Here is an 18223-nt window from a genome sequence, read left to right as displayed (position 1 = left end):
TGAACAACAACGTATTTATTCTATAAAGGACCTGAATCGTTATATCCGGATGAAACTGGAATCCGATCAGGTGCTGTCTGATGTATGGATACGCGGGGAGATTTCTAACTTTACGCATCATTCGAGTGGTCACATGTACTTTACGCTCAAGGATGAGGGGAGCCGGATACGTTCGATTATGTTTGCGACCCATAATAGACGGCTCCCTTTCGTACCCAAAGAAGGTACGCGTGTTATCGCCCGGGGAAACGTATCCGTGTATGAACGGGATGGACAATATCAATTTTATGCGACGCAAATGCAGCCTGACGGTATAGGCAGCCTTTATTTGGCTTATGAACAACTCAAACAAAAGCTTGATGCAGAAGGGCTGTTTGATACCGCTCGCAAACGGAATCTGCCCGCTCACCCGGCAACCATCGGTGTAATTACGTCACCGACCGGAGCGGCTGTGCGTGATATTATCACCACACTTCAACGCCGATACCCGCAGGCTGGAATCGTGTTGTATCCTGTTCTTGTGCAAGGAAAGGGTGCTGCCCCCTCGATCGTTAAGGCAATTGAAGCCATGAATCGTATGCAGGAGGTTCAGGTGATGATCGTCGGACGGGGCGGTGGCTCCTTAGAAGAACTGTGGGCATTTAATGAGGAAGCGGTTGCGCGTGCCATTTACGCATCGGTCATTCCTGTCATTTCGGCTGTTGGACACGAAACGGATTTTACCATTGCCGATTTTGTGGCTGACTTACGCGCAGCGACGCCGACCGCAGCAGCTGAGCTGGCTGTGCCTCACCAGGGAGAGCTTCGGGATCAGCTGCTCCAGCGGGAGCAACGGTTGCGCAACGCCCTTAGGCAGCGGCTGGAAGCCAGTCGTGAACGCTTGCTGAGGCTTCGGCGTTCGCCAGTGCTGCTGCATCCACGCCGCTACATGCTCCAGCATGCAGAGCGGATGGATATGCTGCATCAGCGTCTGATCCGCGCAGCAGCTAACCGTTCACGCTTAAACGCAGAGAAAAATGCTCGTATGCGTCAGGTACTAGAGCGGTTTAATCCGCGCGAACAAATTCGTTCGGCGCGCAAGCAGACGGATATGGCACAACGTCAGCTGGAGTCTGCGATGCGTGCGATCACAAAAACGGGACGGCAGCAGCTGCATACCGGAATTCGTCAGCTGGATGCGCTGAGTCCGCTCAAAGTCATGGCCCGAGGCTACAGCTTGGTATACGATGAGCAGGAGAAACGGCTGATCAAGTCGCTCAAAGATGTACAACCGGGAGATTCCATCAAGATAAAAGTGAGTGACGGGCAGTTAGACTGTCAAGTATGGGGAATGAAGGAGGACGCGAAGCACGGTGGCGAATGAAGCGGAATTGAATTTTGAAGCGGCCATGGCCGCTCTAGAAGAAATTGTCGGACAACTGGAGCATGGGGACGTTCCTCTGGAGCAAGCCATTGATTTGTTCCAGCGGGGGATGAAGCTGTCTCAGCTTTGCAGCCAGAAGCTGGAACAGGTCGAACGTAAAATTGAAATGATTGTGGAAGAGGATGGAGATTTGCGCAAGAAGCCTTTCGGTGGCGGATTGGATGAAAACGGCGGTGAAGGGCTTGAATAGACTGTCGTTCAAGGAATATTTGGCTGTGACGGCAGATGCAGTTTCGTCTGCATTGACCGAGCAGTTTCCGGCGCATTGGGACATTCCAGATGTCCTTCGAGAATCTATGAACTATTCACTGACCGCAGGCGGAAAACGGCTGCGGCCTCTGCTTGTGATCGCCGCTGCGGAAGCATTTGGTGGAAGCAGGGAAGCGGCGTTGCCAGTAGCATGTGCGGTAGAAATGGTACATACGTATTCCCTCATTCACGACGATTTGCCGGCGATGGATGATGATGATTATCGGCGAGGAAAGCTGACGAATCATAAGGTATACGGCGAGGCGGTTGCTGTTCTTGCGGGCGATGCTTTGCTGACCCATGCGTTTTATTGCATCGTGCAGGCAGGTCGTCTTCACGGTGTTTCTTCCGATGCGCTATTGTCCATAGTTGAGGATTTATCCGAAATGAGCGGCGCCAGAGGTATGGTAGGTGGACAGGTCGCAGATATGTCAGGCGAGCAGGGAATGACGGGGATCAAGGAACTGGAATATATCCACCTTCATAAAACGGCTGATTTGATCATTTTCTCACTCTTGGCAGGTGGACGGATTGCTGGGGCAGACAAGAGTCAACTAGAGGCGCTTCGCTGTTTTGGACGAGATCTGGGCCTGGCCTTTCAAATTCAGGACGATATATTGGATCTCGTAGGCGATGAAAGCAAAATGGGAAAAAAAACGCAGAGTGATGTTGAACAAGAGAAGGTTACCTATCCGTATTTCATCGGTGTGGACGCATCTCTGCGACAAGTGGAGGAACTCACAGTGTCTGCCAAAAAAGTGATTGCAGAAGGTGGCATTCCCGATTCTTCGCGTTTGCTGGAGATAGCGGATTACCTGATGAAGCGTGATCATTAGTAGCATTAGAACTGGTTTGACTTGTCTGCGTTTAAGCACAGTCCAAAAGTGTGATATAATACTTGTTAACTTTACACACAAACTTGAAGGAAAGCGGGGAGATATGCGTGCTGCTTCCACACATAAAGCAACCAGGCGATCTGAAATCACTGTCGGTTGAGGAGTTGGCTTCTCTAGCCGAGGAAATCAGGAGCTTTTTGATTGAGAAGCTGTCCGTGACTGGGGGGCATCTGGCATCGAATCTGGGAGTGGTTGAGCTCACGATCGCCCTGCATTATTGCTATAACAGTCCAAAGGACAAGATGATTTATGACGTTGGGCACCAAGCCTACGTGCACAAAATATTGACAGGGCGAATGGATCGTTTTGATACACTTCGTCAGCGTGATGGACTTTGTGGTTTTGTAAAAAGAAGCGAGAGCGAGCATGATGTTTGGGAAGCTGGACACAGCAGCACTTCCCTTTCGGCTGCAATGGGGATGGCCTTGGCACGAGATTTAAAGGGCGAGGACAATAAAGTTATTGCAATGATCGGGGACGGAGCATTGACTGGGGGCATGGCCTTCGAAGCATTAAACCATATTGGTCATGAACGTAAAAATTTAATGGTCATTCTGAATGATAATGAAATGTCCATCGCCCCGAATGTAGGGGCCATGCATAATTATTTGAGCAAAATTCGCTCGGACCGTCACTATTTGCGGGCAAAGGATGAGCTGGAAGTTTTGCTGAAAAAAATACCCGCTATAGGCGGTAAACTTGCCAAATCGGCTGGCCGTGTCAAGGACAGTCTTAAATATATGATGGTGCCAGGTGTGCTGTTTGAGGAGCTGGGATTTACGTATCTTGGTCCGGTCGATGGACATGATTTGTCCAAGCTAATTGAGACTTTTCAGCAGGCTGATAACGTTACTGGCCCCGTATTAGTGCATGTCGTAACCACCAAGGGTAAAGGCTATAAACCTGCGGAGGCCGATTCGCACAAGTGGCACGGCATCAGTCCATACAAAATTGAATCAGGTCAGGTACTCAAAGCCGTGGGCAATCCGATGTATACAGAAATTTTCGGTAGAACGCTGATTGAGCTGGCTGAACAGGATGAGCGGATCATTGCGGTCACCCCTGCAATGCCTGGTGGATCAGGGCTAGTACCGTTTAGTAAAGAGTTTCCTACACGTATGATTGACGTCGGTATCGCTGAGCAGCATGCTGCAACCATGTGTGCAGCGTTAGCAATGGAAGGGATGAAGCCGGTATTTGCGGTGTATTCCACTTTTATGCAGCGTGCATATGACCAAATTGTGCACGATATTTGTCGTCATAATGCCAACGTGATGTTCGCGATTGATCGTGCTGGTTTTGTTGGTGCTGATGGTGAAACTCACCATGGCGTGTTTGATGTAGCATTCCTGCGTCATATCCCGAATCTGGTGCTTATGATGCCAAAGGATGAAAATGAGCTGCGCCATATGATGAAAACAGCACTTGACTACGAAGACGGTCCAATTGCTTATCGTTACCCACGTGTTAACGTGGTTGGTGTGCCATTGGATAATGAATTGCGGGCTATTCCCATCGGCAGTTGGGAGTTTCTGCGTAAAGGTGAGGGCTTCGCTGTAATCGCTTCAGGACCAATGCTCCAAGTGGCGACAGAGGCTGCGGAGGCGATGAAACGTGAGGGTATGCAAGTGGGCGTTGTGAATGCACGCTTCCTCAAGCCTTTGGATGAGGAGATGTTGCGTGAACTGGCCCGCCAGCATACGAAGCTGATCGTATTGGAAGAAGCTTCTGAAGCGGGAAGTTTGGGTAGCGCTGTACTGGAATTTTACGCTAAAGAAGAAATACAAGATGCACAGGTGCGCTTAATGGGGATTCCCGATCTGTTTGTGGAGCACGGCTCCATCAAAGAGCAGCGCGCTGAAGTGGGACTTACCGTTGAAGCTGTGTGCTTAAAGCTGCGTAAGTGGTCTGCTGAGCCAGCATATGGCATGGGGCAATCTGTATAGGGTAACTTAAAGTAAACAACATGATATTATAAAAAGTATGACAAGAGCAGCCTGGCTGCCTAAAGGGAGATTAACATGTCTGTTCCGAAGGAACGCATTGATGTATTGCTTGTAGAACAAGGTTTTTTTGAAAGCCGTGAAAAAGCTAAAGCCGCAATCATGGCAGGTCTAGTGTTGGCGGACAGCGAACGGATCGAGAAAGCGGGAATGAAGGTACCACGTTCCAGCGAGCTTAAAGTTAAAGGGTCGGTGCATCCGTATGTAAGCCGTGGAGGGTTGAAGCTGGAAAAGGCCATCCGTCAATTCGAGCTGGACATGAAGGGCAGGACGATGCTGGATATCGGTTCATCAACCGGAGGCTTTACGGATTGTGCGCTTCAGCATGGAGCTCAGTACGTGTATGCCATTGATGTGGGGTATAATCAGCTGGATTGGTCACTTCGTAATGATGAACGTGTATGCGTTATGGAGAAAACAAATTTCAGATATATGACACCTGCAGATTTGGGCGGTCCTGTGCCTAATTTCGCAAGTATTGATGTTTCTTTTATTTCGTTACGAATTATTTTGCCACCGTTGCTTGCACTGCTGCATCAACCTGCTGATATTGTAGCTCTAATTAAGCCTCAATTCGAAGCTGGACGCGAAAAGGTTGGGAAATCTGGCGTGGTTCGAGATCCTGCTACGCATAAAGAAGTGCTGCAGACCATCTTGATGTTTGCACATGAGCTTGGACTTTCATTGCAAGGCTTGGCCTATTCCCCCATAACAGGTGGCGAAGGAAATATTGAATTTTTAGCGCATTGGCGTTTGAATGGGCTTCCGGCGGCAGAATCGCAGCTGGAGAAAATGGATTTCAGTCCACTGATTGAACAAACTGTTCAGGAAGCAGGTCAGACTTTTAATAATGGCCCATCGCGTAAGTGACATTCAGGGGTTCTCCATGAGTTCTGTGAACTTAAGAGAACCTCTTTTTGGTGTGAGGGATTGATTGTAGAACTCACGTTCGCCTATAATGAGATGTATAATTGCAGATATGTATTTTCATTCACACAGATGTGATGAACTCAATTGAATATCCGGTCGCAGGTACAGCGTACCTGTATGAGGAAAAGGGATTTTATATCTTGTCCTAGAATATGTCCATGAGGTGATCGGTTCATGGACACGCGATACGATACGGTTATCATCACTGTGATCGGGGTGATATTAGGGATATGGGTTTTATATAGCCTGCGTGCCTGGTTAAAGGAGCCGGGACCGTTTGTGCTAAAAACGATACCAATTAACGAGGATTTGAACGAAGGACCTGCTGTGGACCAACTTGAAGAAGCAGGATATGAAGTGGTGGGCGGGAAAATGAAAATACCGCTTGCTTTTAAAGTGAATGGACATACCGTGTATAGCCGTTTGTTTATTGATTACGTAGCTGTACGTAACGGTTCGACATATATGGTCAAAACGTCACGCCGCAAGAAACCGATGGAGTGGAACGGTCCTGATTTACGGGACAGGCTTATGCCTTATTTGCTGCTCTATCCGGGCTGTGCGGGGGTATTGTACGTTGATACGGACGAGAAAAGTATTCGCCTTATTACATTAGTGGAAGACCTCGAAGAAGAGGAATATGAAGGTTAATCCATAGGAGGATTATATGAAGGGTCAACGACATATTAAAATCAGGGAAATTATTTCACAACATGAGATTGAAACGCAGGATGATTTAGTTGAAGCATTGCGTGAGGCTGGTTTCCAGGTCACGCAGGCAACTGTATCCCGGGATATCAAAGAACTGCTGCTCATAAAGGTTCCAATGGACGACGGCAGATATAAATATTCGATGCCTTCAGACCAGCGCTACAATCCGACGCAGAAACTGAAACGTACATTGGTTGACAACTTTTTGCATATTGACTACACAACCAATCTGATTGTGATGAAGTGCCTGCCAGGAACAGCTAACTCGATTGCTGCTTTATTAGATAATATTGAATGGTCTGAGGTCATGGGTACGATCAGCGGGGATGACACCATTTTGATTATCTGCCGATCGGAAGAAAATAGCGAAACTATCGTGAATCGTCTTATGGGCTACATTTCCTAATTATAAAGTACGCATATTAGGCGTTTTAATTTGTACATCATAGAGGTGAAAGAACGATGCTGGTCACTTTGTCTATACGGAATTTGGCAGTCGTAGAAGCTGTCGATGTTCATTTTTATAAAGGATTTCATGTATTGAGCGGAGAAACTGGTGCTGGTAAATCCATTATTATCGACGCACTTGGGCTGATTGCGGGCGGCAGGGGATCTGCTGATCTAGTGCGTTACGGATGTGATAAAGCCGAAATGGAAGCCTTGTTTGAATTGCCGGTCAAACATCCCGTTTGGAATACGTTGGAGGAACAAGGGATTAAGGCTAATCCAGAAGAGCATTTGCTGATTCGTCGAGAACTTACAGTTCAGGGGAAAAGCTCATCTCGAATTAACGGTCAGATGGTTAATTTAACGATGCTGCGTGAGGTAGGTGAGCAACTCGTTAATATCCACGGGCAGCATGAGCATCAAAGCTTGCTGCGTGCGGATCGCCATCTTGCGCTGCTGGATACGTTCGGTGACTCGGTCATTGGTCCAGTCAAAGCGCTTTACCGGGAGCGCTACAATGCTTTTGTCAAAGCGGAAAAAGAAGTAAGAGAATTGCAAAGCTCCAGTCAAAAGGCTTATCAGCTATTGGACATGTATCGCTTCCAATTGGAAGAGATCGCTGCGGCGGAGTTAAAATTGGGTGAAGATGAATTATTGGCAGAGGAACGGGTCAAGCTATCCCATAGTGAGAAAATGATGGATGGAGTATCAGGAGCATACGAGCTGTTAAGTGGCAGAGGTGGTCTGGATACGGTCAATAACGTGTTGTCCAGATTAAATGATGTTCAGAGCTACGACAGTAAAAGCCTTCAGCCCATTGCGGAGCAGATTCAATCTGCTTTCTATCAGTTGGAGGATGCAGCGTTTCAATTACGCTCTTATCGTGAGGATATTGAATTTAATCCGGGCAAGCTGCATGAGGTGGAGCAACGTTTGAATCAAATTACCGGGTTACAGCGAAAATATGGTGATAGTATAGAGCAGATTTTGGAATACTATAGCCGTATTGAGCAGGAAACCGATCTGTTGGAAAATAAAGATGAGCGGCTGGAGCAACTCATTGCAAAGCGGGATGAGTTGCTTTCGGATTTGCTGGAGATTGCTGAAGAGCTTACAGAAGCACGTGAAATTTGTGCTGAAGAGCTTGCAGAGCAAGTAGAACAGGAATTAAAAGATCTTCAAATGGAAAGAACGTCACTCAAGGTGCGTATTGATCCAATTGAGGATCCACGTGGATATGAATATAAAGGTCTAAAGGTACGACCTACCAAGCAAGGGATAGATAATGCGGAATTTCTGATTTCGCCCAATCCAGGTGAGCCACTTCGCCCACTCGGTAAAATTGCTTCTGGTGGTGAGTTATCACGTATCATGTTGGCAATGAAAAGTATTTTTGCGCGTCATGATCAAATTCCGGTGCTCATTTTTGACGAGGTGGATACCGGGGTAAGTGGTCGTGCAGCTCAGTCCATAGCCGAGAAGCTTTATCGTTTGTCTTCCGTTTGTCAGGTGTTTTCCATTACTCATTTGCCGCAGGTGGCGTGTATGGCAGATCATCAGTACCTGATTGAGAAAAATATTCATGACGGACGGACCATGACTCAAATTGAGGGACTAACGGAGGAAGGTCGTGTTAAGGAATTGGCGCGGATGCTGGGCGGGGTAGAAATTACCGAAAAAACATTGCATCACGCACAGGAAATGCTGAATTTGGCGGAAGGAAAGAAAGCCTGAAAAGAGCGGCTGGCGTAATGATTAACAGTTATAAAAGCCTGGGGGCAAGGTTACCTTATAGGTACGCAATTGGCGACCACCTTTACTCGTCAAGCGAAAGAAGCAAAGGGAGCGTGACAGCCATTGAATTTTTACTCCAGGATCAAATTGCTCGGTCTTTTGCTTGTTTTTCTTATGTGTTCTCTCGGTAACGCTCATCATGTGCAAGCAGCGCTGCCTCTACAAGCTTCTTTGGATTTGTTCGGCACTAAAAGCATGCAAACAACCCAAGAAAGCGTGGTCCCCGATTTGAAAGTATACCCAGGGGGGCAGACGATCGGGGTCAAAGTAAAATCTTCAGGAGTGCTTGTCGTAGGTCACCATATCATTCAGGAAAGCAATGATCGTAAGGTGTCACCTGGTGAGACAGCTGGTATTCGCCTAGGGGACCGGATTACACACATGAACGGCAAACCCCTCAATAGTCTCGCCAGGGTAGCGGAAGCCGTGGACGAGGCAGGTAAAAACAAAAAGCCGCTGGACATCACGCTTTGTCGAGGTGAGCAGACGATTTCCACCAAGTTAACCCCAGCATATGATCAAGATGATAAAGCGTGGCGGCTTGGGTTGTATATTAGAGACTCGGCTGCAGGCGTAGGTACATTAACGTTTTATGCACCGGACCAGGGGGTTTACGGGGCCTTGGGTCATGTAATTACCGATATGAATACTCAAACTCCCATTGTTGTGGGTAGTGGAGAGATTGTGCAATCCAATGTGACGTCAATTGCGAAGAGCCAGAGTGGGGAACCCGGAGAAAAACGTGCTCATTTTCTCAAAGATCATCGGATCTTAGGAAATATTGAACGAAATACGAGCTTCGGAATATTTGGGAAAATGTCAGATGAGCCGCAGAATGGATTGTATTCGGCGCCCATTCCGGTGGGACTTGCGAATGAAGTAAAAGAAGGACCAGCAGAAATATTGACTGTATTGGAAGGTCAACAAATTCAGCGTTTTCAGGCAGAAATTGTACACATTTCTCAGCAGGATAAACCGGCAACCAAAGGGCTTGTGATTCGGGTTGTAGATCCTAAGCTATTAGATAAGACCGGCGGAATCGTGCAAGGAATGAGTGGGAGTCCGATTATCCAAAACGGTAAGCTGATCGGAGCTGTAACACATGTATTCGTTAATGATCCTAAATCAGGTTACGGATGTTTTATCGAATGGATGTTGCGTGATGCAGGAATCATGCATAATAAATTGAGCTTGAAGTCATCCTCTAATCTTAAGGCGAGCTAGTGGCCTTAAGATTTTTTTGTCGAAAAGCAGGGGAATAACTCAGAATTGCAAGATAAAAATTCAATTATAATTGAATTAATAAAAAAAATAAATAAAAATAATTTTCGACAGAAGGAATTCATAATTCGATGTCGAAATCATATACTCCGACAAGAAATATTTATTTAATGCAAACAGATGTCCCAATGGAATAACACTCAATAAGGAGGAAGTACATTGCAAAAAATTGAGGTATTGTTGGCTGATGACAACCGGGAATTTACGAATTTGCTTGCTGAATATATTTCCGATCAGGAGGATATGGAAGTTACAGGAATCGCCTTCAACGGTGAAGAAGTACTCCAACGCATCGCAGAATCCCGCAACATACCTGATGTACTTATTTTAGATATTATTATGCCTCATCTGGATGGTCTCGGTGTATTGGAGCGTTTAAGAGAAATGAACCTGACTCCACAACCGAAAATCATTATGCTGACTGCATTCGGTCAAGAAAATATTACACAGAGGGCCGTTCAACTCGGGGCATCTTATTATATTTTGAAGCCGTTTGACATGGAAGTGCTTGCTAACCGTATACGCCAATTGGTAGGACCGCAATTAGTCAGCAATAGCCCGGTAACCGTTTCATCCATGCGGTCCAACGTTGTGCCTATGGGTAAGACGAAAAACCTGGATGCCAGCATCACGGCTATCATCCATGAGATTGGCGTACCAGCTCACATCAAGGGCTATCAATATCTACGCGAAGCCATTACGATGGTGTACAATAATATCGAAATATTGGGAGCCATCACCAAAACCCTATATCCCGCAATTGCCGAAAAGTTCAAAACGACGGCATCTCGCGTAGAACGCGCCATTCGCCATGCCATCGAGGTAGCATGGACCCGTGGAAATATCGACAGCATCTCCCACCTGTTCGGTTACACTATCAATATCAGCAAGTCCAAACCAACCAACTCAGAATTTATAGCGATGGTCGCAGACAAGCTGCGGATTGAGAATAAGGTGTCCTGAAAGTCTGATGAGACGCGAAAAAATGAACATGAGTAGAACGCAAATTCTCAATAATTTATCGATCGTTGCGCCGGAGATTCCGATGAAGCTCTTCGCAATTGAGTTGAATTTTACGCTTTACACACATATCAATAGGTATTTTTGCTGAAACTAATACTAAAAAAGTAAAAATTATTTGAATAACGCTTATCTCTTCGGAGGTGGGCGTTATTTTTTTGCAAGATGTCGCAAATTTGCAAATCCATCAAATTAGGGTAACTCTCCGATAGAGGGCCCCTATACTTGGATTCATCGTATGAACGTTCAAAGAGCAATTAAGAGATGCAAGGTTGAATTATACCAAGCATTTAATGAATAAGGTTATGGAGAGACTACGAGCGAGGTAATTGCGGAGAGTTTATTTTATAGTAGGAATATCATTACAAGATCGAACAGATGTAATCTTGCAATTGCAATGGACTCTACGAATCATGCTGTCGATATACGTTCATCGGTCTATCTCCTTATGCGCATCAGAGTGTAAATCTGCCAATGTTATTATATTATTGACTTTACTTCCCATTAAAATGTAAGGTATTAACATACACTATTACTAGGGAAGGTTGTTAGATGATGCGGGTGAAAATTTCAATAATTTTGTTAGTGATTGTTTGGTTTTTCACTACCGGCATTTCTGATCTACAAGCTAAACTGGATAGAGGAATAAAAAACACGGTTACATCTAATATGTTTGGTGCCAGTGGAGACGGGACTGATCAGACAAAAGCTATCCAGTCTGCACTTGACTACCTCGAGAGAGTGGGAGGCGGTAAGCTTATCCTTGGCAAAGGTACGTATCTCCTAAGTATCGCTAAGAGTATTCACAGTAAGGCATGTATTGTCATACCCGCCGGAGTGATTATAGAAGGCTCTGGTATGGGTGTCACCATCATCAAACGGATTAGTAGTGAACGGAAGCAAAACGGCGTATTGCTCGTTAATAAAGGCTACGACACAAAGGGGGGATATAAAGCAGCTGGCAATATCGTGTTACGAAATTTCACGATTACAGACGGTGATGTTACCTCCAAGCCGAGGACTTACGGGGACTTGATTGCGTTGGGACATGCGAATAATGTACTTATTGAGCGTGTCCAATCGTTAAATCATGATCAACATTTCGTAGACATTTGCGGTTCGAGAAATATAACCGTGAGAGATTCTATCAGTAATAATCTTCAAGACACCTATGGGACGGCCACAATCCAAGTTGATCGAGCTAAAAACCTAGGGATATGGGGGTTGCTACTGGACGGAACTAATCCAAAAAATGTAACTATAGAGAATAACAAAATCAACTCAATGTCCGAACTGGTGTTACAACTTGGGCATGATCAATCTATTGCAGGAGATATACGTGTAGTAAAAAATGCAATTAATTGCTTGAATAAGGCTAGAGCACAAATAGCAATCGGTAAGGACGAAGATACATCAATATTGACTGCAAACATTAAAGACAATCAAATAAAACTCAATAATGCAAATAGTGTAGGGGTTAATTTAGTGGCCAATACAGCCAATAGGCTAGAAAATATCTCAATAGCTGGCAATACTATCACAGGTAAGATGCGGTCAGCGACTATTGTAGGCAATTCTGTCGCATCTGCGGGTTTTGAGGACATTTTGTATTCACATTACGTTGAGGTGTAACACATGAGTTTTCTACGCAGGTTGCTATAGACTTTTTTAATAAATTTTTATAATTTTATGTTAAACTTGTCTCTATATAGGTTACTGTGGTATGTCTGATTAGAAATATAATTAAAGCAAACTTTCAAATGAGGTGAATGGATGTCTTTCCGTATTGTTCGAAGTATTTAGTTTCCGGGCTGGAAAAAACGCGTACCAGCTGTCAAGGGGGGAGTCTGCCTCATTGACTACAAAACTAAAATTTCGAATGATCTCGGTCTGCTATTCTGTAGTTTATTATCTTATTTGAAGGTGGATAAAAATGAATTCAATTGAATATAAAGAGTTTTATGATAAGGTTGGAAAAATCAACGGATGGGATTTTAGCAATGTGAAATGTATTTCTGAAGGAGTAAAATGGGACTTCTATAATGAAGTGTCGAAGACGTGTAAGAAGTCGGACATATTGCTTGATATCGGCACGGGTGGCGGGGAAGCAATTTTGTCAATAACGGCTTCTGCATTACTTTTAGTCGGAATTGACCAATCTGCTGGAATGATTGATACGGCAAGAAAAAATTCTACTGAAGCAGACATAGCGAATGTTCGTTTTCTACAGATGGATGCTGAAAATCTGAATTTTCCCAAGGAATTCTTTAATGTAATCTCTTCTCGACATTCGTGTTTCTCTGCAAAAGAAATAGCTAAGGTGTTAGTTAAGGGTGGTATATTTTTAACACAGCAAGTGAGCGAAAATGACAAATTAAACATTAAAGAAGCGTTTGGAAGAGGGCAGGCATTGGGTACTAAGAAAGACTCGTTGAAAACTCAATGTATTACAGATCTCAATGAAGCGGGCTTTAACGATATTCAGTCATTTGAATTTAATGCAACCGAATACTATCAGACTCCTGCAGACTTAGTTTTTCTTTTGAAACACACTCCCATTATTCCTGACTTTGGACAAAAACAAATGGATTTTGAAATACTCCAACAATTCATTCTGGACAACCAAACTCCAAAAGGAATTAGGACAAATGCAGAACGATTTATGATTATAGCTAGGAAGTAAAACATAAAGAGATACCCGCTTTGGGGTATCTCTTTTTTGCTTGCAATGCTTTAACGGATGAATTGGATGGACGAAAAATAATACTCTCACGCGGTTTATAAAATAAGCGTCAATCATTATATAACGATCACGAAGAGAAATTTTCCTTTTGTAAACAGTTCTGAAATTCTCTTTAATTTTGATATAAACAATGTGTCGATTCTTGTCGATATAATATCTATTATAAAGAGAACTGAGGAGCGAATATATGAAATTTAACATTCGAACAAAATTGTTATTGGGTTTCCTTGCGGTAATAATCCTGTTGGTTGTGATTAGTACAGTATCGATCTCGAGAATGAAAAAGTTAGGCGATACTTCAATGGAAATTGATAGCCATTGGATGCCAAGTGTGACCATCCTCGGAACACTAAATGGTGATATATCTGATGTAGAGCGGCTCTCATTAAACATTATTGTAGAACGTGACCCGGAGGAAATGGAGAAGGTTCAGGCCGAATATGATAAGGTTTTAAAGAAAGTTGAAGAAGACCGAAAAACATACGAAAAATTAATTGCTACTCCTAAGGAACGTGAAATGTATGAACAATTCTCCAAAACTTATACGGAGTATTTGACTAAGTTACCAGAAATGATTGCAGCAGGGAGAGCTAATGATTACACTCAATCAAGCATCCTTCACCAAGAATCCTATAAGTTATGGTATAGTTCAAACGATATGATCAGTCAGCTCATTAAGTTGAATGCAGATGGATCAAAACTGATTACGAAAGAAGCTGTTGACAACTTTATTTCAGGCAGACAATTAGTTATCGTTTTGAGTATTGCAGCCGTTATACTAGCATTGATCATGGCGATCATTATAGCCCAAATTATTTCTAAGCCCATTTTGCGCATCAGTCGTGCTGCTGAAAGCATTGCGTCCGGTGACCTTACTGGGGAAGCCATTGTCGTGAAAGGCAAGGATGAGATTAGTATTTTGGCCCATTCTTTTAATACGATGGTTGCAAATCTTCGTCAACTGATTCAGTCTGTAAGTAGTACGACCGAGCTGGTAACCACTTCCTCGGAGGAATTGACGGCCAGCGCAGAGCAAAATAGCCAAGCAACTGCGCAAATCACCGAAACAGTGCAAGAAGTTGCTACAGGGACAGGTGACCAGGTGGATATGGTGACCAAATCGTCCCAGGCTATTGAGGAAATGTCCATCGGTGTAGAACAAATTGCAATCCGTGCGCAAAATGTTTTTGCATCAGCTCAGGATGCGGCTCACAAATCAGCTGAAGGTAATCAGATGATCCAGCAGGCTGTTGTCCAAATGAATAGTGTGAATGACTCTATGAATAGCTTGGCTGATCTTATGGCTGGATTGGGAGAGCGTTCAGATGAAATCGGGAAGATTATTGATGTCATCACCAATATTTCAAGTCAGACCAATCTTCTTGCCCTGAACGCGGCCATTGAAGCAGCCCGCGCAGGAGATCACGGTAGCGGATTTGCTGTAGTTGCAGGTGAAGTGCGTAAGTTGGCTGAACAATCGGCTCATTCTGCTCAACAAATTACGGAGCTGGTGGGATTGATACAAAAGGATACCTCGCATGCTATTGAGGCGGTAGCGTCCAATGGGCGAGATGTCATGACAGGTCGGGAAGTCGTGCAAAATGCGGGGGCATCCTTTGAGCTTATTCAGGAAACCGTTAATAAAGTGGCCAGTGAAATTGAAGAGGTCTCTGCTGGATCGGAGCAAATGTCTGCAAGTACCGATGAGATTGTTGGCTTTGTTAGACAAATTTCAGCGATTGCTGAAGAGGCTGCAGCTGGGACGCAACACGTATCTGCTGCGACTCAAGAACAACTGGCATCGATGGAGGAAATTGCTTCCTCTGCAAGAAACCTGTCCAAAATGGCAGAAGACCTACAAGGACAAATTGGTAAATTTAAAGTATAAATCGTATACCGGGTTTATATTTCAGGGGAAAAAGCCGCTCTATTGTGGTATTATCCCCTTCTAGTAGACAAGAAAGAAAAGACATCTGTTAAGATGGACTTAATCTTGTTGAACGGAGGGGATTTTTCGTGGCTAAAAAGGGACAATCATTCCGGCAATACTCCTTAGATGTAAAGATGGAGGCAGTCCGGTTGGTGAACGAAGAACATATGAGTATTCGTGAAGTGACGAAACAATTGGACATTCGTAATAAATCCCAAGTACAAAGCTGGGTGACGAAATATCGAGCGGGGGAGAACCTCCAGCCAACGACCACAAGGCAGGGACGACCCAAAACGAAATTTTCCAGTATGGAAGAAGAGATGGCGTATCTACGGGCGGAGATTGAATATTTAAAAAAGCAGTATCCAAATCTACACAAGGAGTGACGAGGAAAGAAGCGAGGTTTGAAATTATTGAGGGAATGCGAACACGATATTCGTTGAAATGGTTACTTGAATTAGCCCATGTTTCTCGGGCAGGATATTATAAATGGAGAAAGACTCAGCAAACAACCCAGCAGCGTAAGCAAGAAGAAGAGCTTCTGGAATCGCATATGTTGTCGATCCACCGGATCCATCCCTATTTTGGTTATCTGCGGATGACCGTTGCTTTACGTAGAGAAGGTATCTTGGTCAATCACAAAAAGGTGTACCGCCTAATGAAGAAATTAGGGATCCGTTCCGTCATTCGAAAGAAGCGGCGTTTTTTTGGCAAACAGGCATCTGTGGTAAATGCCAACCGATTAGATCGACAATTTCAGGCAGATTCTCCTTTATCCAAGCTGGTTACCGATATTACATACATACGAGCTGGAGAGCGGTTTGTATATCTCTCTGTCATTCAAGATCTGTTTAACAATGAAATCGTGGCTTGGCGTCTTTCGGAACGAAATGACCTTGCTCTAGTTAGCGAGACGCTAGACGTTCTAAGTGAGAATGTGAACATGGAGGGTGTCATTCTCCATTCAGACCAGGGTTTTCAGTATACCTCCAAGCCGTTTAACCGCAAACTTAAGCGGCTTGGAATGCTTGGGAGCCATTCAAGGCGTGGAAATTGCCTAGACAATGCCTGTATAGAATCCTTCTTCTCCCATCTTAAAACAGAGAAGATTTATTTAACGAAACCCGGAACCCTAGCGGAGGTAGAACAACACGTACGGGAGTACATTTCTTTTTATAATGAAAATAGATTTCAGAAAAAATTAAACAACCGTTCCCCGATTGAATACCGAGAAACGGTTGCTGCTTAAAGATGTCTTTTTAGTTCTGTCTACTTGACAGGGGTATGACCAATTGTGAGCGGCTTTTTCTATTCATTTTTTAATAAATATATTTGCGATTAAAAGGTGGAGATATGCGGAGCCTGTAATTGGAAAGATATGATATAATGGTGGGAAATTCTTTTGGGTTGGAGTGATATCATGGACAATAAAACTGAACTTAAAGCAAGCGACCTGCGTCAGTTAGCGATAGACAAAATCATAGCTACACCATTTTTGAATGATTTTAAATATCTGAAAAGCAGAAAAGTTTTGAAAAAAGAAAACAAGGAATTTATATTTGAAATTTGTTTCGGCGCGACCAAATATAGTGCATTAAAAGTTTACATTACCGTGGAATCCAAAAGTATAAAAAAGAAGTATAGTACAGGGGCTTGTTTTCACAGTGAGTTGATCGCTCTAACCAAGAAATATATGGGCAACAGGGATTACCTTGTGTCCACAGAAGCAGAAAGAGAACGAGTGATCCAAGAGATTATGGCAGATATCTACATTTTCGCGTTGCCCTTTTTCAAGCGATTTGAACAAGTAGAAACATTAGCAGAACAAGTACATAAGTCAGGCTTTTTACCGCATCGCAAACGTTTTGATAAATTTAATCCGTTGACGAAAAGATTCATTGATTTTTATTATCAAGGGGAGTAATGTAGCCATCTGGGACATTTTTGTCCTCAGCTTTGGAAAGTAGATAAGCATTATGATAAGGAGAACGGTGTCCATGGAGTGGATATTACCGTTTTTCAAAAGAATCATGTACAATTTGTAAAAAGGGTCAATATACTCCTCGGCATAACAAGATTTACCGAACGTGATCAATGTCTCGTTAAGAGGCGAGTCGGATGTTGCCCTGGAGGGTAGATTTTTACATGGGTAGCAATCAAATGAACAACACAGAGGCTGTATACACGGATATATACAATCATATGTTATAGGCAAAAGTCATCGCATTGAACGGGCTAGTGGTATGGATGTAAAAGATTTTAAAGCAAAGAGGGGATGAGAGCATGTGGAATAGTCTGACTTGGGTGATCGTCGGCGTGTTGTTGGTGGCGTTGGGTTGGATTGTTATGGCATGGCGTGGACGTAGCGGCAATCAACAACAATCGGATGAACATCGGGGCAGTAATGTTGTTGAATTTCGCCCTCGTAAGCCCGCCCGACAATCCCGCACTGGCAATGAAATGAAGTCTAAAGTGTCTTCGGGTACACGCGCGAATACAAAAGCGGCAGATATTCAGGCCCAAGCTGGATTTGGACTGTCTGACTCCATTCAGAGCACGAGTAAACAAAAATGCTCCTTTTGTAAAAAAGAAGAAAAATTAACCTTTTATGCCGATGATAATGGTTCGCTGTATGGGGTATGTAAAGAGTGTAAGCATAAGGCGGAAAGACAGGATATGCTGCCACTTTAGTCTATACAGACTATGGAGAACCATCATCAAATAATTCTTATAATTAATAAAAACTCCCAACCGTATGTAAGTAAATTGGTTAGGAGTTTTTTTGTTAGTGTTTTA

16 protein-coding genes are annotated in these 18223 nt (G+C 44.0%); all 16 read left to right on the top strand.

The window, feature by feature from the left end:
• The first annotated feature begins 49 nt into the window (after window positions 1–49).
• The 16 genes from xseA (at window position 50) to PPM_RS15710 (ending at window position 18118) form a co-directional block, all read left to right on the top strand.
• Entirely contained in the window at window positions 50–1363 is a 1314-nt protein-coding gene (gene xseA / locus PPM_RS15790; protein ID WP_043886124.1) for an exodeoxyribonuclease VII large subunit, read from the top strand.
• Window positions 1353–1613 carry an exodeoxyribonuclease VII small subunit gene (gene xseB, locus PPM_RS15785; RefSeq protein WP_013371773.1) on the top strand — a complete coding sequence of 87 codons (261 nt, stop codon included), beginning with the start codon at window positions 1353–1355 and terminating at the stop codon, window positions 1611–1613. The genes xseA and xseB overlap by 11 nt, the downstream gene beginning before the upstream one ends.
• Window positions 1585–2508, top strand: coding sequence for a polyprenyl synthetase family protein (locus tag PPM_RS15780; RefSeq protein WP_014599993.1), 924 nt, complete (start codon window positions 1585–1587; stop codon window positions 2506–2508). The genes xseB and PPM_RS15780 overlap by 29 nt, the downstream gene beginning before the upstream one ends.
• 107 nt (window positions 2509–2615) lie before the next feature.
• Complete coding sequence (dxs, locus tag PPM_RS15775; protein ID WP_013371771.1) at window positions 2616–4514, top strand: 1-deoxy-D-xylulose-5-phosphate synthase; 1899 nt, start codon at window positions 2616–2618, stop codon at window positions 4512–4514.
• Window positions 4515–4589: 75 nt separating this feature from the next.
• Window positions 4590–5441 carry a TlyA family RNA methyltransferase gene (locus PPM_RS15770; protein WP_013371770.1) on the top strand — a complete coding sequence of 284 codons (852 nt, stop codon included), beginning with the start codon at window positions 4590–4592 and terminating at the stop codon, window positions 5439–5441.
• A 234-nt stretch (window positions 5442–5675) separates the two neighbouring features.
• Window positions 5676–6152 carry a hypothetical protein gene (locus PPM_RS15765; RefSeq protein WP_013371769.1) on the top strand — a complete coding sequence of 159 codons (477 nt, stop codon included), beginning with the start codon at window positions 5676–5678 and terminating at the stop codon, window positions 6150–6152.
• A 16-nt stretch (window positions 6153–6168) separates the two neighbouring features.
• Complete coding sequence (ahrC, locus tag PPM_RS15760) at window positions 6169–6618, top strand: transcriptional regulator AhrC/ArgR (RefSeq protein ID WP_013371768.1); 450 nt, start codon at window positions 6169–6171, stop codon at window positions 6616–6618.
• 56 nt (window positions 6619–6674) lie between these two features.
• The gene (gene recN, locus PPM_RS15755) at window positions 6675–8393 is read left to right on the top strand and encodes a DNA repair protein RecN (RefSeq protein ID WP_013371767.1); all 1719 of its coding nucleotides are present in this window, start codon (window positions 6675–6677) and stop codon (window positions 8391–8393) included.
• 123 nt (window positions 8394–8516) lie between these two features.
• On the top strand, window positions 8517–9677 hold the full coding sequence (gene spoIVB / locus PPM_RS15750; protein ID WP_014599992.1) for a SpoIVB peptidase: 1161 nt from the start codon (window positions 8517–8519) through the stop codon (window positions 9675–9677).
• A gap of 216 nt (window positions 9678–9893) precedes the next feature.
• Entirely contained in the window at window positions 9894–10697 is an 804-nt protein-coding gene (gene spo0A, locus PPM_RS15745) for a sporulation transcription factor Spo0A (RefSeq protein ID WP_013371763.1), read from the top strand.
• Between the two features lie 609 nt (window positions 10698–11306).
• Window positions 11307–12386: a hypothetical protein gene (locus PPM_RS15740; RefSeq protein WP_013371762.1), complete on the top strand. Its 1080-nt coding sequence runs from the start codon at window positions 11307–11309 to the stop codon at window positions 12384–12386.
• A 301-nt stretch (window positions 12387–12687) separates the two neighbouring features.
• The gene (locus PPM_RS15735; RefSeq protein ID WP_013371761.1) at window positions 12688–13437 is read left to right on the top strand and encodes a class I SAM-dependent methyltransferase; all 750 of its coding nucleotides are present in this window, start codon (window positions 12688–12690) and stop codon (window positions 13435–13437) included.
• Between the two features lie 247 nt (window positions 13438–13684).
• The gene (locus PPM_RS15730; RefSeq protein ID WP_014599991.1) at window positions 13685–15385 is read left to right on the top strand and encodes a methyl-accepting chemotaxis protein; all 1701 of its coding nucleotides are present in this window, start codon (window positions 13685–13687) and stop codon (window positions 15383–15385) included.
• A gap of 128 nt (window positions 15386–15513) precedes the next feature.
• A protein-coding gene (locus PPM_RS15720) for an IS3 family transposase (RefSeq protein ID WP_414056384.1) occupies window positions 15514–16676 on the top strand; the annotation gives its coding sequence in 2 pieces (ribosomal slippage) (window positions 15514–15778 and window positions 15778–16676; 1164 coding nt in all).
• Window positions 16677–16847: 171 nt separating this feature from the next.
• The gene (locus PPM_RS15715; RefSeq protein ID WP_013371757.1) at window positions 16848–17351 is read left to right on the top strand and encodes a hypothetical protein; all 504 of its coding nucleotides are present in this window, start codon (window positions 16848–16850) and stop codon (window positions 17349–17351) included.
• A gap of 359 nt (window positions 17352–17710) precedes the next feature.
• Window positions 17711–18118 carry a hypothetical protein gene (locus tag PPM_RS15710; RefSeq protein WP_013371756.1) on the top strand — a complete coding sequence of 136 codons (408 nt, stop codon included), beginning with the start codon at window positions 17711–17713 and terminating at the stop codon, window positions 18116–18118.
• Window positions 18119–18223 lie beyond the last annotated feature (105 nt).

Source organism: Paenibacillus polymyxa M1 (assembly GCF_000237325.1).
Classification (GTDB): Bacteria; Bacillota; Bacilli; order Paenibacillales; family Paenibacillaceae; genus Paenibacillus; species Paenibacillus polymyxa_C.
This window is presented reverse-complemented; position numbering and strand designations above follow the sequence as displayed.

What these genes read in the sequence shown, in the direction of transcription:
- xseA (WP_043886124.1), top strand. Translation starts at nt 50, where the DNA reads ATGAAACTGGAATCCGATCAGGTGCTGTCTGATGTATGGATACGCGGG.
- PPM_RS15780 (WP_014599993.1), top strand. Translation starts at nt 1,585, where the DNA reads ATGAAAACGGCGGTGAAGGGCTTGAATAGACTGTCGTTCAAGGAATAT.
- PPM_RS15770 (WP_013371770.1), top strand. Translation starts at nt 4,590, where the DNA reads ATGTCTGTTCCGAAGGAACGCATTGATGTATTGCTTGTAGAACAAGGT.
- PPM_RS15765 (WP_013371769.1), top strand. Translation starts at nt 5,676, where the DNA reads ATGGACACGCGATACGATACGGTTATCATCACTGTGATCGGGGTGATA.
- ahrC (WP_013371768.1), top strand. Translation starts at nt 6,169, where the DNA reads ATGAAGGGTCAACGACATATTAAAATCAGGGAAATTATTTCACAACAT.
- recN (WP_013371767.1), top strand. Translation starts at nt 6,675, where the DNA reads ATGCTGGTCACTTTGTCTATACGGAATTTGGCAGTCGTAGAAGCTGTC.
- PPM_RS15740 (WP_013371762.1), top strand. Translation starts at nt 11,307, where the DNA reads ATGATGCGGGTGAAAATTTCAATAATTTTGTTAGTGATTGTTTGGTTT.
- PPM_RS15735 (WP_013371761.1), top strand. Translation starts at nt 12,688, where the DNA reads ATGAATTCAATTGAATATAAAGAGTTTTATGATAAGGTTGGAAAAATC.
- PPM_RS15730 (WP_014599991.1), top strand. Translation starts at nt 13,685, where the DNA reads ATGAAATTTAACATTCGAACAAAATTGTTATTGGGTTTCCTTGCGGTA.
- PPM_RS15715 (WP_013371757.1), top strand. Translation starts at nt 16,848, where the DNA reads ATGGACAATAAAACTGAACTTAAAGCAAGCGACCTGCGTCAGTTAGCG.
- PPM_RS15710 (WP_013371756.1), top strand. Translation starts at nt 17,711, where the DNA reads ATGTGGAATAGTCTGACTTGGGTGATCGTCGGCGTGTTGTTGGTGGCG.